The organism is Flavobacterium sp. (assembly GCF_040382755.1).
GTDB lineage: Bacteria > Bacteroidota > Bacteroidia > Flavobacteriales > Flavobacteriaceae > Flavobacterium.
Genome location: NZ_JBEIET010000043.1, coordinates 1 through 15,839, shown reverse-complemented (window position 1 = coordinate 15,839; position 15,839 = coordinate 1). Strand labels below are relative to the sequence as shown.

13 protein-coding genes are annotated in these 15,839 nt (G+C 34.6%); 12 read left to right on the top strand and 1 reads right to left on the bottom strand.

Translation table 11 applies throughout. The annotated features are described in order from the left end of the window. From ABWO04_RS05825 to rpe, 8 genes are all read left to right on the top strand, one after another. Positions 1 to 1,564, top strand: a 1,564-nt coding sequence (locus ABWO04_RS05825; protein ID WP_353078171.1) for a cryptochrome/deoxyribodipyrimidine photo-lyase family protein, incomplete at its 5' end; no start/stop codon positions are given. Beyond that, positions 1,530 to 1,676: a DUF2256 domain-containing protein gene (locus tag ABWO04_RS05820; protein ID WP_353078170.1), complete on the top strand. Its 147-nt coding sequence runs from the start codon at positions 1,530 to 1,532 to the stop codon at positions 1,674 to 1,676. The genes ABWO04_RS05825 and ABWO04_RS05820, both read left to right, overlap by 35 nt. Positions 1,677 to 1,745: 69 nt before the next feature. Further along, on the top strand, positions 1,746 to 3,281 hold the full coding sequence (locus tag ABWO04_RS05815) for a cryptochrome/photolyase family protein (protein ID WP_353078168.1): 1,536 nt from the start codon (positions 1,746 to 1,748) through the stop codon (positions 3,279 to 3,281). Then, complete coding sequence (locus ABWO04_RS05810) at positions 3,278 to 4,570, top strand: DASH family cryptochrome (protein ID WP_353078166.1); 1,293 nt, start codon at positions 3,278 to 3,280, stop codon at positions 4,568 to 4,570. The genes ABWO04_RS05815 and ABWO04_RS05810 overlap by 4 nt, the downstream gene beginning before the upstream one ends. A gap of 98 nt (positions 4,571 to 4,668) precedes the next feature. Continuing rightward, on the top strand, positions 4,669 to 4,938 hold the full coding sequence (gene rpsO, locus ABWO04_RS05805; protein WP_353078164.1) for a 30S ribosomal protein S15: 270 nt from the start codon (positions 4,669 to 4,671) through the stop codon (positions 4,936 to 4,938). Between the two features lie 141 nt (positions 4,939 to 5,079). After that, entirely contained in the window at positions 5,080 to 7,230 is a 2,151-nt protein-coding gene (locus ABWO04_RS05800) for a polyribonucleotide nucleotidyltransferase (protein WP_353078162.1), read from the top strand. A 134-nt stretch (positions 7,231 to 7,364) separates the two neighbouring features. After that, positions 7,365 to 8,228: a sigma-70 family RNA polymerase sigma factor gene (locus ABWO04_RS05795; protein WP_026718320.1), complete on the top strand. Its 864-nt coding sequence runs from the start codon at positions 7,365 to 7,367 to the stop codon at positions 8,226 to 8,228. Positions 8,229 to 8,332: 104 nt separating this feature from the next. Beyond that, positions 8,333 to 8,992, top strand: a complete 660-nt coding sequence (rpe, locus tag ABWO04_RS05790; protein ID WP_353078160.1) for a ribulose-phosphate 3-epimerase — start codon at positions 8,333 to 8,335, stop codon at positions 8,990 to 8,992. A 51-nt stretch (positions 8,993 to 9,043) separates the two neighbouring features. On the opposite strand, the gene ABWO04_RS05785 is transcribed toward rpe, so the two are convergent. Next, positions 9,044 to 10,036, bottom strand: a complete 993-nt coding sequence (locus tag ABWO04_RS05785; protein ID WP_353078159.1) for a GntR family transcriptional regulator — start codon at positions 10,034 to 10,036, stop codon at positions 9,044 to 9,046. Positions 10,037 to 10,149: 113 nt separating this feature from the next. On the opposite strand from ABWO04_RS05785, the gene ABWO04_RS05780 reads away from it, so the two are divergent. The 4 genes from ABWO04_RS05780 to galA are packed head-to-tail and all read left to right on the top strand — an operon-like array spanning position 10,150 to position 15,722. Further along, complete coding sequence (locus tag ABWO04_RS05780; protein ID WP_353078158.1) at positions 10,150 to 11,181, top strand: aldose epimerase family protein; 1,032 nt, start codon at positions 10,150 to 10,152, stop codon at positions 11,179 to 11,181. Positions 11,182 to 11,184: 3 nt separating this feature from the next. Beyond that, on the top strand, positions 11,185 to 12,279 hold the full coding sequence (locus tag ABWO04_RS05775) for a glycoside hydrolase family 53 protein (RefSeq protein WP_353078156.1): 1,095 nt from the start codon (positions 11,185 to 11,187) through the stop codon (positions 12,277 to 12,279). Position 12,280: 1 nt separating this feature from the next. Continuing rightward, positions 12,281 to 13,291, top strand: coding sequence for a glycoside hydrolase family 53 protein (locus tag ABWO04_RS05770; protein WP_353078154.1), 1,011 nt, complete (start codon positions 12,281 to 12,283; stop codon positions 13,289 to 13,291). Positions 13,292 to 13,295: 4 nt separating this feature from the next. Next, positions 13,296 to 15,722, top strand: coding sequence for a beta-galactosidase GalA (gene galA / locus ABWO04_RS05765; RefSeq protein ID WP_353078152.1), 2,427 nt, complete (start codon positions 13,296 to 13,298; stop codon positions 15,720 to 15,722). Positions 15,723 to 15,839 lie beyond the last annotated feature (117 nt).

Sequence of the window (15,839 nt, the reverse complement as noted above, 5' to 3'; positions counted from 1 at the left end):
TTTCAAGATTGAGTTACGCAAAAGCAAACAAGGAAATTACTTCAATAATTTAATTTTGACAAAAAAACCGATACATATTGTTTGGTTCAAACGCGATTTCCGATTAATTGATAATGAAGCTTTGTTTCACGCACATCAATCAGGTGTACCGCTTTTATTGATTTGTTTTTTTGAACCGTCAGTAATGAACTATGACGATTCTGATGTTCGGCATTGGAGATTTATCTACGAATCCATTCAGGATTTGAATAAAAAACTTCAACCATTTAACGCAAAAATTTATTTTTTTCATAATGAAGTCAAAACCGTATTTTCAGAATTAATTCAAAAATTTGAGATAAAAAGTGTTTTCTCCCATCAAGAAATCGGAAATAAGTTAACCTACAACCGCGATTTGGAAATGAAAGCATTTTTTGATTCAAATAATATAGTTTGGAAAGAGTTTCAAATGCACGGTGTCATTCGTAAATTAAAATCAAGACAAGATTGGGACAAACGCTGGGAACAAGTCATGCGTGACACGCCCAAAATTATAAAAGAATCTGAATTAAAAACGGTTGAATTAGATCCTGATTTTTACAACCAAATTAAAGGAGCCGATTTATCAACTGAAATCACCACTCCAAATTCTAATTTTCAACGTGGAGGCGAATATTGGGCCTGGCGTTATTTGGATAGTTTTGTGAAAGAGCGTTATGTCAATTATAGTAAACATATTTCGAAACCTGCCTTGAGTAGAAAAGGATGTAGCCGATTGTCTCCGTATTTAACTTACGGAAATATCAGTATGAGAATGATTTATCAATATACCAATCAGCATTACGAAGCATCCAAAAATAAACGAGCCATTCTCAATTTTGTTTCGCGCTTGCATTGGCATTGTCATTTTATGCAAAAATTTGAAGACGAATGCGAAATGGAATTTGAAAACGCCAACCGAGCTTATGACGTTTTAATAAAACCAAAAAACGAAACTTATATTAAAGCTTGGCAAGAAGGGAAAACGGGTGTGCCAATTGTAGATGCGTGTATGCGATGTTTGGTAGCAACGGGCTATATTAATTTTAGAATGCGCGCCATGGTTGTGTCATTTTTTACTTTTAATTTATGGCAAGATTGGCGTGAATTGCATTTTTTGGCAAGGCAATTTTTAGATTACGAACCCGGAATTCATTATCCTCAAATTCAGATGCAATCGGGAACAACGGGAATTAATACGATACGGATTTACAGTCCAATTAAAAATTCTGAAGAACACGATGCGGAAGGTATCTTCATTAAACAATGGCTGCCCGAATTAGCAGAAGTGCCCGTGCATTTGCTTCACGAACCTTGGAAAATGAATGAAATGGAGCAGCAATTCTATAATTGCATTATTGGCAAAGAGTATCCAGCTCCTATTGTTGATATTGAAGCAACTCGGAAGTATGCCAGCGACATCGTTTGGAGCTTTCGAAAAAAAGACGAAGTGAAACAAGAAGGAAAACGAATTTTGCAAAAACACGTGAGTAACCCCAATAAACCTAAAAATGCGAGGAGTAAAAAAACAAAACCTACCAACTAAAATGTGTATCGTTTGCCAAAAACCATTCGCTTGGCGTAAAAAATGGGAAAAAGTTTGGGACGAAGTAAAATACTGTAGTGATAGATGCAGGAATGAAAGATTGAAAAATTGAATGATTTAAAGATTAAAAAAATGTAAATCTTTAAATTTTTAAATCCTTTAATCTTTAAATAAAAATAAAATGTCAAAAACGTTACGATTAGTTCTCGGAGATCAATTGAACTGCAATCATTCTTGGTTCAAAACCATTGATGATTCTGTTACTTATGTCATGATGGAAATCCGAACAGAAACAGATTATGCCACACATCACATTCAAAAAATAGTTGGGTTTTTTTCGGCGATGCAAGAATTTGCTGCCGAATTACAATCGCAACAACATCAAGTTGTTTATATTCATTTGAATGACACTAACAATCTACAATCGTTTGAGAAAAACATTACAACTTTAATTGAAAAAGAACATTTTACCCATTTCGAATACCAATTTCCAGACGAATACCGTTTAGATGAACAGCTTAAAAATTTGTGTCAGTCGCTTTCTATTACAAGTTCCGTATGCGATTCGGAGCATTTTATGAGTTCAAGAAACGAATTAGGTGATTTTTTCGATGGTAAAAAAACCTTTTTGATGGAAAGTTTTTACCATATGATGCGTAAAAAGCACCACATTTTGATGGAGGGCGACAAGCCTTTGACAGGAAAATGGAATTATGACGGCGAAAATCGAAAAAAATTACCCAAAGACCATAAACCTACTTCGCCTTTGGTTTTCCAAAATGATGTAACCAAAATCGTTTCTGAAATTCAAAAAACAGATATCAAAACCGTTGGAAATATAGATGCTGAAAATTTTGTTTGGCCAATCAATAGAAAGCAATCTTTAGAATTAGTCGATTTTTTTGCAACCGAATGTTTGGCACTTTTTGGGAGTTATCAGGATGCAATGACACCTAACGAATGGTCGTTGTATCACGCCCGACTTTCGTTTTCGATGAATGTGAAACTAATTTCACCTTTCGAAGTGATTCAGCGAGCTATTACAGAATGGGAAAATCGACCTAATGAAATTGCCTACCATCAATTGGAAGGATTTGTGCGTCAAATTATTGGTTGGCGCGAATATATGCGAGGTATTTATTGGAACAAAATGCCCGAATATGCCACAATGAATTATTTCAATCACGAAAATCAGCTACCAGAATGGTTTTGGACAGGAAAAACCAAAATGAATTGCTTGAAAGACGCGATTAACCAATCTTTGAATTATGCGTATGCACATCACATTCAGCGATTAATGGTAACTGGGAATTTCGCTCTTTTAGCTGGAATTCATCCTGATGAAGTCGATGCATGGTATTTGGGAATTTATATTGATGCGATTGAATGGGTAGAAATTACAAACACGCGAGGCATGAGTCAGTTTGCCGATGGCGGAATTGTAGGTACAAAACCTTATGTGAGTTCGGCAGCATACATTGACAAAATGAGTCATTATTGTGGAAGTTGCTTTTATAAAAAGGCTGTAAAAACTGGAGACAAAGCTTGTCCTTTCAATAGTTTGTATTGGAATTTTTATGATAAAAATGAAGATAAATTAGGTAAAAATCCCCGAATTGGAATGATGTATAATGTGTGGCGAAAAATGAAACCCGATGACAAAGTTGCCTTATTGGAACAAGCCGATTATTATTTGAAAAACATCAATAATTTATGATAAAGAATGCATTGGTTTGGTTTAAAACCGACTTACGAATTGAAGATAATGAAACCTTAGTCAAAGCTATTGCTCAAAGCGAGAAGGTAATTCCTGTGTATTGTTTTGACGATTCGCATTTTAAAACTTCGGTTTACGGATTTAAAAAAATGGGGAGTTTTAGAGCACAATTTTTATTGGAATCGCTTGAAGATTTAGATGCTAAATTAAGAGCAATAGGTTCAGGTTTGCGCATTGTAATGGGTAAGCCCGAAGTTGAAATTCCGAAATTAGTTCAAGAATATAAAGCGCAAAAAGTATTTGTCAAACGAGAAGTAGCTTTTGAAGAAAGACAAACCGAGAAAAAGGTTCAAGATGAATTATTTAAATTACGATGTGAATTAGAAAAAGTAAGCACCAGTAAGTTATATCACGCTGAAGACTTGCCTTTTTCTATCAAAGACATCCCCGATGTGTTTACCAATTTTAGAAAAAAAACAGAAAAGGATTCAGAAATCAGACCACCTTTTGAAGCACCAACCAATATTAATTCACCCGAAATTTCGCCATTAGAATTACCAACTTTAGAAGCTTTAGGATTAGCAAAAACTAAAATCGATTCTCGTGCAGTTTTACAATTTAAGGGTGGTGAAACTGAAGCTATAAAACGATTACAACATTATTTTTATGATACGCAGTGTTTGTCAATTTATAAAGAAACCCGCAACGGAATGGTAGGCGCTGATTATTCGTCAAAATTTTCTGCTTGGTTGGCTATGGGTTGTATTTCACCTCGATTCATTTATGCAAAAATTAAAAAATACGAAAAGCAATTTGGCGCGAATGACTCTACTTATTGGTTGGTTTTTGAATTGCTTTGGCGCGATTTCTTTCGATTTATGTTTAAAAAATACCAAACCAAATTTTTCTTATATGAGGGAATCAAATCAGAGAAAGTAAATTCAAAATCTTTAAATGAGAAATTGCTATTACAATGGATTAATGGAACAACACCTTCTGATTTTATCAATGCCAATATGCTCGAATTACAACAAACGGGCTTTATGAGTAATCGAGGGCGACAAAACGTAGCGAGTTATTTTTGTAATGAACTCAATATGGATTGGCGAATTGGTGCTGCTTATTTTGAAGAACAATTAATTGATTACGATGTGTGCAGTAATTGGGGGAATTGGGCCTATTTGGCTGGAGTGGGTAACGATCCAAGAGGACATCGTTACTTTAATATTGAAAAACAGGCTGCCGATTATGATAAAAACAAAGCGTTCCGTTATTTATGGTTAAAATAAAAAAGAGTTAAAAGTTGCAACTTCAAAAATAATTTGTAAATTTGCACTCGTATTGAGATAAACTCAATCTACATAATAATCATTTAAATAATATTAGCATGTATTTGACTAAAGAAACAAAAGCTGAAATCTTCGCTAAACACGGAGGGAAAGCTGAAAACACAGGTTCTGCAGAAGGACAAATTGCGTTATTCACATTTAGAATTTCACATTTAACAGAACACTTGAAAAAAAATCGTCACGATTTTAACACAGAAAGATCGTTAGTACTTTTAGTAGGTAAAAGAAGAAGTCTTTTAGATTACTTAAAGAAAAAAGATATCTTAAGATACCGTGAGATAATTAAAGAATTAGGAATTAGAAAATAGTATACTAAAGGGGCTTTGTGCCCCTTTTTGTTTGCAAATAAGCAGAAAAGTTTGGTTTTTCATTGGGTTAGAGACACGACTACAACACCTTTACAACAACAACACAACTAACCCTTTGTATAACCTTTGAGAATTAAATTTATGATTCCACAATTATTTGTAGAAAAAATCGATTTAGGTGATGGCAGAAGCATCACAATCGAGACAGGTCGTTTAGCGAAACAAGCTGACGGTTCTGTAGTAGTAAGAATGGGTGATACGATGATCCTTGCCACGGCAGTAGCATCTCGTAACATCAACCCAAGTGTAGATTTTTTACCTTTAACAGTAGATTATCGTGAAAAATTTGCAGCCGCTGGTCGTTTTCCAGGTGGTTTCTTCAAAAGAGAAGCGCGCCCAAGTGATAGCGAAGTATTAACGATGCGTTTAGTTGACCGTGTTTTACGTCCACTTTTCCCAGACGATTACCATGCGGAAGTTCAAGTTATGATTCAGTTAATGTCTCATGACGAAGAAGTAATGCCTGATTCATTAGCTGGTTTAGCCGCTTCAGCAGCATTAGCTGTTTCAGATATTCCTTTTTACAACTTAATTTCTGAAGTACGTGTTGCACGTATCGATGGAAAATTTGTAATTAACCCAAGCAGAGAAGACTTAGCGAAATCTGACATCGATATGATGATTGGTGCTTCTATGGATTCTGTAGCAATGGTTGAAGGAGAAATGAAAGAAATTTCAGAAGCAGAAATGGTAGAAGCTATCAAATTTGCTCACGAAGCTATTAAAGTTCAAATTCAAGCACAATTACGTTTACAAGCTGCTTTTGGTAAAAAAGAAACGCGTACTTACGAAGGTGAGAGAGAAAACGAAGAAATTTACAAAAAAGTAAAAGCTGCTGCTTACGATAAAATTTATAATATCGCTAAAGTAGGTTCGGCTAAACACGAAAGAAGTGCTGCATTTGCTGAAGTAAAAGAAGAAGTAAAAGCGTTGTTTACAGAAGAAGAATTAGCAGCTGATGGTGATTTAGTATCTAAATATTTCTATAAAACGAATAAAGAAGCCGTTCGTAACGTAGTATTAGAATTAGGCATTCGTTTAGATGGTAGAAAAACAACTGACATCAGACCAATTTGGTGTGAAACAGATTATTTACCAAGAGTACACGGTTCGTCTTTATTTACACGTGGTGAAACACAAGCGTTAGCTACAGTAACATTAGGAACTTCAAGAGAAGCCAATCAAATAGATTCTCCATCTGAACAAGGTGAAGAAAAATTCTATTTACATTATAACTTCCCTCCTTTCTCAACTGGAGAAGCAAAACCTCTAAGAGGAACTTCAAGAAGAGAAGTAGGTCACGGAAATTTAGCGCAAAGAGCATTAAAAAATATGATTCCTGCTGATTGTCCTTATACTATCCGTATTGTATCTGAAGTATTAGAATCTAACGGTTCGTCTTCTATGGCAACAGTTTGTGCTGGTACAATGGCATTAATGGATGCTGGTGTACAAATGGTAAAACCAGTTTCTGGAATTGCGATGGGATTAATTACTGATGGTGAAAAATTTGCTGTATTGTCTGATATTTTAGGTGATGAGGATCACTTAGGAGATATGGACTTTAAAGTAACTGGAACTGCTGACGGTATTACTGCTTGTCAAATGGATATTAAAATTGATGGTTTACGTTATGATATTATGGAGCAAGCTTTAGGGCAAGCACGTGATGGACGTTTACATATTTTAGGAAAATTAACAGACACAATTGCAGCTCCAAGAGCTGAGGTTAAAAAACATTCTCCAAAAATCATTACAAGAACTATTCCTGGAGCATTCATTGGAGCTTTAATTGGTCCTGGTGGAAAAGTAATTCAAGAATTACAAAAAGCTACTGGAACTACTATCGTAATTAACGAAGTGGACGAACAAGGTGTAGTTGAAATCTTAGGTACAGATCCTGATGGAATTGCAGCTGTTTTAGCCAAAATAGATTCTATCATTTTCAAACCAACAATGGGAGAAGCTTACGAAGTGAAAGTAATTAAAATGTTAGATTTTGGTGCGGTAGTAGAATATACAGCTGCTCCAGGAAACGAAGTTTTATTACACGTATCTGAATTGGCTTGGGAACGTACAGAAAACGTAACGGATGTAGTAAATATGGGCGATGTATTCCAAGTGAAATACTTAGGTGTTGACCCTAAAACACGTAAAGAAAAAGTGTCAAGAAAAGCACTTTTACCAAGACCTCCAAGAGAAGAGAAAAAAGATGACGCTCCAAAAGCATAATCTTATTTTTTAAATAGTTTAAATCCCGATAGTGTAAAAAGTATCGGGATTCTTATTTTTTTATAACATTTTGTAACTTTTTTATTTTTCTTGCGTATAACAAATAGAACATTTAACGTGAAGGGGAAAATTCAATGAGACAACTTAAAATAACCAAGCAGGTTACCAATCGTGAAACTGCTTCCTTAGACAAATATTTACAAGAAATTGGTAAGGTAGATTTAATTACTGCCGACGAAGAAGTAGAATTAGCACAACGTATTAAAGCGGGTGACCAACGCGCCTTAGAAAAATTAACGAAAGCCAATTTACGTTTCGTAGTATCGGTTGCCAAACAATATCAAAATCAAGGTTTAACTTTACCCGATTTAATTAACGAAGGAAACTTAGGTTTAATTAAAGCTGCACAACGTTTTGATGAAACACGTGGTTTCAAATTCATTTCATATGCGGTATGGTGGATTCGTCAATCGATTTTACAAGCGTTAGCAGAACAATCTCGTATCGTACGTTTGCCTTTGAACAAAATTGGTTCTATCAATAAAATCAACAAAATGTATGCTTTGTTAGAGCAATCTAATGAAAGACCACCTTCTGCTGAGGAAATTGCAAAAGAATTAGATATGACCGTAAATGACGTAAAAGAGTCTATGAAAAACTCTGGTCGTCACTTATCAATGGATGCACCACTTGTAGAAGGAGAAGATTCTAATTTATACGATGTATTACGTTCAGGTGAATCACCAAATCCAGATAGAGAATTAATTCACGAATCACTTCAAACTGAAATTGAACGTGCTTTAGAAACCTTAACTCCAAGAGAAGCAGATGTAGTGCGCTTGTATTTTGGTTTAAGTGACCAGCATCCAATGACGTTAGAAGAAATTGGCGAAACTTTCGATTTAACTCGTGAGCGTGTGCGACAAATTAAAGAAAAAGCAATTCGCAGATTGAAACATACTTCAAGAAGTAAAATATTAAAAACTTATCTTGGATAAATTCCAATAAAAAAATTCCAAATCTCAATTTAGACTTTATCGGTCAATTTTGGAATTTGGAATTTTATTTTTGGAATTTTACGGTGAACAATACAAACTATAAAATGAAAAACACTTTAATCGCTCCTTCGGTTTTAGCAGCAGACTTTGCTAATTTACAACGCGACATTGAAATGATTAATGCCAGCGAAGCCGATTGGTTTCATATTGACATTATGGATGGCGTTTTTGTACCGAATATTTCTTTTGGTATGCCCGTTTTGCAAGCTATTTCAAAACACGCTACCAAAACTATAGATGTACATTTAATGATAGTAGATCCTGATAGATACATAACTACTTTTGCTAAATTAGGCGCGAATGTATTGACAGTTCATTATGAAGCTTGCAATCATTTACACCGAACGCTTCAGGCAATTAAAGCAGAAGGTATGAAAGCTGGAGTTGCAATAAATCCTCATACAAGTGTAAAAGTTTTGGAAGACATCATTCAAGATATTGACTTAGTATGCATTATGAGTGTAAATCCAGGTTTTGGCGGACAAAGTTTCATTGAAAAAACGTATGACAAAGTCAGCCAATTAAAAGAAATGATACAAAGATGCAAAGCCAACACCATTATAGAAATTGATGGTGGGGTAACCAATAAAAACGCAAAACAATTAGCGGACACTGGCGCTGATGTTTTAGTAGCTGGAAGTTACGTTTTTGGAGCACAAGACCCAATCGCCACTATTGCCGATTTGAAACAAATTACGAAATAAAAAGTAATCCAATCATAAAAAAAATCCTTCCCAAAAAGAAGGATTTTTTGTTTATAACGATTTTCTCAAAATTAACTGACTTTCGTTTTCTATTTTTTCTTTCGTATTATTCAAAATCATTTCTGCTAAACGGATTCCCATTTCACTAAAATTAGTTGAAATAGTTGTAATGCCTTTAGCAACCACTTTTTTCAAAGGCGTATCGTTATAAGAAATCAACCCAATATCTTTTCCAATTGTTAATTTATTTAAGGCCGCATTTTCAATAATTGTTACTAAATCCCTATCATTTGGTAAAATATAAACATCGCCTTTTTGAAGAGAATCCACTATAAATTCCGACTTAATTTCATACTCAAAATGATACGTAGTACAGAAAATTTCAAAGCCCAACACCATTCCAATGGGTTCTTTTTTTCCAGGAAAAATCAAAACCAATTTCTTATATTTTTTTAACCGTTTCAACCCTTTTTCTAAAGCGGTAAAAATATCCTTCACAAAATTCTGATACACCGCTGGATACTTTTTTAAATCGTCTCGAGTTTGATCTAAAATATACGTTTCATCCAAAGGCAATTTATTAATAATTTCAGTGGTATGTTCTAAATTAGAAGGCATAATAATGTATTTGGAATAATTACCAATACTGTCTTGTATCAATTTAGCAAACACGTCTCTATTAAAATGATGAAAAAAAATATCCACATTTGCCTTGTCATTAATCGCATCTATAAACGAATTATAAATTTCTTCCTTAAAAGCATTTAATTCGTCAAACAAAAGAAAGATGCGCTGTTCGGATTTAAAATCTACACTCTTAATAAAATATCCTTTTCCTAAAATAGCATAAATAACGCCTCGTTTTTTTAATTCGTTATACGCTAACAATACCGTGTCTCTTGATAAATTATGCCTTAAGCAAATCTTATTTATGGAAGGTAGTTTCTCGTTTTTAACCAATTTATGCAACAAAATTGCCTTTTCTATTGAAAAAATAATTTGCTTATATTTCGGAATTGAAGAAGTTGTATCAATAATTATCATAAAAACAAATGTATGAAACTGGTAGTTAAAAAACAACAAACTGGTAGGTACCGGTATGATATTATTTATAAAAAATATAAATTTGAATAGTAATCAAAATACCTTTAATAAAATTGTCAAGTAGTCAAAAAGAAAATCAAAATATAACTTCATTCGGATGTGCTTCGAATGGGCAAGAATCATTTTGCTATACATTACGAAATTCAAATGGTGTAGAAATAGCAATTATTGACTATGGTGCTACTATTCAATCTATAAAAATACCCGTATCATCAGCAAAAAAAGTAGATGTTGTGTTGGGTTTTGATGCTGTTTCTGGTTATGAAAAATCATTTTCGCTTTCGGGTGTTCCCTTTATTGGTGCAGTGGTGGGAAGGTATGCCGGGAGAATAAAAAATGCAACTTTCAAAGTAAATGATGAGGTTTTTCAACTTAATAAAAATTTAGGCGGACATCATTTACACGGAGGAAAATCAAACTTTAGCAACAACTTTTGGAACGTTATTTCATTTTCAAATAACAGCATCACTTTAGAATACATTTCAAAAGATTTGGAAGAAAATTATCCTGGAGAACTCACCACACAAGTAACTTATTCCTTAAGTGAAACGGATATTCTAGCTATTGATTATACTGCAATAACAACAAAAGATACCATAATAAATTTAACACAGCATAGCTATTTCAATTTAGACGGACACGAAAACGGAATTGAAAACCAAGAGCTACAAGTAGCAAGTTCAGAAATTTTAGAAACCGATGAAGAAAATGTTCCTATAGGAAAATTTTCAAATATTACTAATACTTCATTTGATTTTTTAACTTTCAAAAATTGCCCAACAAAAATTGATACTTCATTTGTAATTTCTGATAATTCTACGTCTGTTGCTACTTTAAAAAGTGCCACAAACAAAATACAAATGAAGGTTTTCACCAACCAACCTTCAGTTCATATTTATGTTGGTGGCGATTGCAATACTGAAGTAATAGGAAAAAATAATGTAAATTACCATCCTTTAAGTGGTATTTGCTTTGAAACGCAAAATTTTCCGGACGCTCCAAACCAAAGTCATTTTCCAAATGCGGTTTTAAGAAAAGACGAAACCTACCATCAAAAAACTAGTTTTAAATTTGAAAAAATATAACCTATGAAATCTGTAATTAAATTTGTCTGTTTTATTCTTGCGCTATTTGTGCTTTCTTGTTCTTCAAATGATCCAGAAGTAACGCCTGCTCCTATTCCAAATATTCCAACTTCAGACGATTTTATTCGTGCTGCAGATATGTCGTATTTACCATTAATTGAAAGCGAAGGCACCATTTATAAGAAAAACGGAGTGGCAGAAAATGCTATCACTACTTTGAAAAATGCAGGTTGCAATACCATTAGGATCAGAGTTTGGAAAAATCCATCGACTACTAGTTCAAGCTTAGCGGAAGTAAAAGCCTTGGCTTTAAGAGTCAAACAAGCGGGTATGAAAGTTTGGTTAACTGTTCATTATTCTGATACTTGGGCAGATCCTGGCAATCAAACACCGCCATCGGATTGGGCGAGTTTATCATTTGCCAATTTAAAAACAGCCGTTAGCACTTATACTACGTTACTAATGACTGAAATTCAGCCAGACATTATCCAAATTGGAAATGAAATAAACAGCGGATTTCTTTGGCCGCAAGGGCATTTAATTAATAACGAATCGCAATGCTTACAACTTATTTCGGCAGCAAGTACTGCCATAAGAAATCAATCTGCTACAACAAAAATAATGATTCACTATGCAGGAATTGGAAGTGGTGCCACTTGGTTTTTTAATAAAATGAGTAGTATAAACTATGATTATATTGGGTTGTCTTATTATCCGGTTTGGCACGGTAAAATACTTTCAGATGTGAATGCTACCATTACTTCTTTAGGAGAAACACATAATAAAAAAGTGATTATTGCCGAAACCGCCTATCCGTTTACCTTAGGATATAACGATTATACAAATAATATTTTAGGATTGGCCAATCAATTAGTACCTACGTATCCTGCTACAAACCAAGGACAAAAGGAGTTCCTTTTAGCTATAAAAAATCTTGTAAAACAAAATTCAAAAGGATTAGGCTTTTGTTATTGGGGTGCCGAATGGGTAGCATTTAGAGGTCCAACAGCTACAAATGGTTCGTCTTGGGAAAATCAGGCGTTGTGGGATTTTAACAACAATGCACTTCCTGTGATGGATGCGTTTAGTCAAAACTAAGATGAAAAATTCACTTATATTATTTCTGGTTTCGCTAGTTTTTACTTCTTGTACAAGCACCAAAAACGCTTTTGTAAAAGGAGCTGATATTGGTTGGTTACCTCAAATGGAAGCCACAGGTTATACCTTTTATGACCAAGACGGAACAGAAAAAGAATGCTTACAATTACTGAAAGACAGAGGTATGAACTCAGTACGATTACGCGTATGGGTAAACCCAAATACCGATAAAGCCAGCGGACATTGTAGCAAAGAAGAAACGGTTGCGATGGCATTACGAGCTCAGAAAATGGGAATGCGTGTAATGATAAACTTCCATTATTCAGATTCTTGGGCAGATCCTGCCAAACAATACAAACCAAAAGCTTGGGAAACACATTCATTTCCAGAATTATTAAATGACGTTTACAACCATACGTATGAGGTAATTTCAGCTTTAAAAGCCGCTGGCGTAACTCCAGAATGGGTACAAATAGGAAATGAAATTCCTGGCGGAATGTTGTGGCCAGAAGGCAGCACCAATAATTGGAAACAATTAGGACAGTTGTTAAACAAAGGCTATGAAGCTACAAAAGCAGTAGATAAAAAAATAAAAGTAATTGTTCACGTTGATGAAGGCAATAACAATACTAAATTCAGAACATTTTTTAATAATGCTACGGCACAAAACGTAAAATATGATATTATTGGTTTGTCGTATTATCCGTTTTGGATAAAAAAAGATTATACTGAAACCATTGCCGACTTAGAATTCAACCTAAACGATATGGTTAAACGCTATAATAAAGACGTGATGATAGTTGAAGTTGGCGGCGAAGATGATAAAGTTCAAAACACCTACGAATTATTAAAAGCTACAATAGAAGCCGTAAAAAAAGTACCCAATAATAGAGGTTTAGGCGTTATGTATTGGGAACCACAAGGCGCCAAATCGTGGAGTGGTTATAGCTTAAGCGCTTGGCAAAACGATGGAAAGCCTTCACCCGCTTTAGATGCTTTTAAAGAAAATTAAAACTATGAAAAACACATTAGTACTATTGAAAAACAAATCCGTTTTAATTATTTTGCTTCTTTTTGCGATTACAAACGTAATGGCGCAAGAAAAAATAAGTTTAGATGAAGATTGGAAATTTCATTTCGGTCACGCAGCAAATGCAGAAAAAGATTTCGACTACAGTAAAACCGCTTTACTTCACAAATCGAATGTTTATGCAACCACAATTGTACATCCAAAATTTGTTGATAGTACGTGGCAAAATATCAATGTACCGCACGATTGGTTAGTGGAACTTCCGTTTGTAAAATCAGAACAGGTTGAAATGGATAGCCACGGCTACAAACCCGTTGGTGGTGCCTATCCCGAAACAAGTATTGTTTGGTATCGCAAACATTTTTCGGTAGACAAATCAAAAAGCAACAAACGTTTCGAAATACAGTTTGATTGCATTTACAGAAATGCCGAAATTTGGTTAAATGGTTTTTACGTAGGAACTAATTTTAGTGGCTATGTAGGCAATTCCTATGACGTATCCGATTATATTAATTTTGAAGGTGATAATGTACTCGTAATTCGTGTGGATGCTTCGCAATATGAAGGTTGGTTTTATGAAGGTGCTGGAATTTACAGACACGTTTGGTTACACATAACAGACAAAATATTCATTCCAGAAGATGGCGTGTTTGTGTATGCGGATGTAAAAGATAAAAAAGCAACGGTTACGGTTGAAACAACGGTACAAAACAATCTTTTGAGCCAAGCAAATGCTACAGTTTATTCTTATATTACCGATAGAAAAGGAACTGTTTTAGCCAAAACCGCTACTCAAAAAATCAAGTTGGACAGTCGAAAAGACCAAACCATCAAACAACAGGTAGCCATAAAAAATCCAGAACTTTGGTCGCTAGAAAATCCATATTTATACCGAGTTGTTTCTGTTTTACAATCTGAAAATCAAATCGTTCATCAAACCAAAACCCGTTTCGGAATTAAAACCGTAAAATTTGATGCCAAAGAAGGATTTTTCTTAAATGGTAAACCCCTAAAAATTCAAGGTACCAACAACCATCAAGACCACGCGGGTATTGGAAGTGCCCTACCCGATTATATGCAATATTACCGCATAAAATTATTAAAAGAAATGGGTTGCAATGCATACAGAGCAAGTCATAACGCCCCAACTCCAGAACTTTTAGAAGCGTGTGATAGTTTGGGAATGTTGGTACTAGACGAACAACGTTTATTAAACAGCAGTCCAGAATATATCGATCAGTTTACGCGTATTTTAAAGCGAGACAGAAACCATCCTTCAGTGTTTTTATGGTCTATTGGAAATGAAGAACAAAACATACAAGGCAATGAATACGGCAAAAAAATTGCACAAACGCTATTGGCCATTCAAAAAGATATCGACCCATCACGAACCAGCACGTATGCTGCCGATATGGGAAATGATTTTAAAGGGGTAAACGAAGTAATTCCTATTCGAGGATTTAATTACAGAGAATATGCTGTAGCCGATTATCATAAAGACCATCCCAATCAACCGCTTTTGGGTACCGAAATGGGAAGTACCGTAACCACAAGGGGTATTTATGAAAAAGATGAAACTAGAGCCTACGTTCCAGATCAAGATATTACGCATCCTTGGTGGGCGAGTAAAGCCGAAACGTGGTGGAAATTGGCTGCAGAAAACAACTACTGGTTGGGTGGATTTATTTGGACAGGTTTTGATTATCGTGGGGAACCAACCCCTTATAAATGGCCTAATATCAACTCGCATTTTGGAATTATGGATGTGTGTGGCTTTCCAAAAAACATTTATTATTACTATAAAAGTTGGTGGACGAATGAAGATGTGTTACACCTTTCCCCACATTGGAATTGGCCTGAAAAAGTGGGCAAACCAATTGATGTTTGGGTAAATTCAAATGCAGATGAAGTAGAACTTTTTTTAAATGAAAAAAGTTTAGGTAAAAAAACAATGGAAAGAAACAGTCATTTACAATGGAATGTAATGTACGAACCTGGAACTTTAGAAGCTATTGCTTACAAAAAAGGTAAAAAAATTACTGCAAAAATTGAAACAACAGGACAAGCGACAACTGTGGTACTCACTCCAGATAAAACTATTTTATTGGCTGATGGAAAAGATGCGACTGTTGTAAATATTTCAATTACAGACGAAAAAGGAAGAGAAGTGCCAACGGCGAATTACCTAATTGCATTTACCATTTCTGAAAACGCAAAAATAATTGGCGTAGGAAATGGCGACCCGAGTAGTCACGAAGCAGATACGTGTAAAGAAGGTAACTGGCAAAGAAGTGCGTTTAACGGAAAATGCCAAGTAATTATTCAAGCGGGTAAAAATGTGGGTGACATAAAACTAGAAGCCAAATCAAACGGATTGAAATCTGGCGCTGTGCTTTTACAATTAAAAAAATAAAATACTGAAACAAATTCAGCATAAAATGAAGAAAAAACTCATTCAAAATACCAAAGACCATTTTGAAAAATTATTTCAAAAACCTGCGAAACATATCTTTCTTTCACCAGGAAGAAT

Bases quoted from the DNA above. Each gene is read 5' to 3' on its own strand.
- ABWO04_RS05820 (WP_353078170.1), top strand. From the start codon at position 1,530: ATGCGAGGAGTAAAAAAACAAAACCTACCAACTAAAATGTGTATCGTT.
- ABWO04_RS05815 (WP_353078168.1), top strand. From the start codon at position 1,746: ATGTCAAAAACGTTACGATTAGTTCTCGGAGATCAATTGAACTGCAAT.
- ABWO04_RS05810 (WP_353078166.1), top strand. From the start codon at position 3,278: ATGATAAAGAATGCATTGGTTTGGTTTAAAACCGACTTACGAATTGAA.
- rpsO (WP_353078164.1), top strand. From the start codon at position 4,669: ATGTATTTGACTAAAGAAACAAAAGCTGAAATCTTCGCTAAACACGGA.
- ABWO04_RS05800 (WP_353078162.1), top strand. From the start codon at position 5,080: ATGATTCCACAATTATTTGTAGAAAAAATCGATTTAGGTGATGGCAGA.
- ABWO04_RS05795 (WP_026718320.1), top strand. From the start codon at position 7,365: ATGAGACAACTTAAAATAACCAAGCAGGTTACCAATCGTGAAACTGCT.
- rpe (WP_353078160.1), top strand. From the start codon at position 8,333: ATGAAAAACACTTTAATCGCTCCTTCGGTTTTAGCAGCAGACTTTGCT.
- ABWO04_RS05785 (WP_353078159.1), bottom strand. From the start codon at position 10,036: ATGATAATTATTGATACAACTTCTTCAATTCCGAAATATAAGCAAATT.
- ABWO04_RS05775 (WP_353078156.1), top strand. From the start codon at position 11,185: ATGAAATCTGTAATTAAATTTGTCTGTTTTATTCTTGCGCTATTTGTG.
- ABWO04_RS05770 (WP_353078154.1), top strand. From the start codon at position 12,281: ATGAAAAATTCACTTATATTATTTCTGGTTTCGCTAGTTTTTACTTCT.
- galA (WP_353078152.1), top strand. From the start codon at position 13,296: ATGAAAAACACATTAGTACTATTGAAAAACAAATCCGTTTTAATTATT.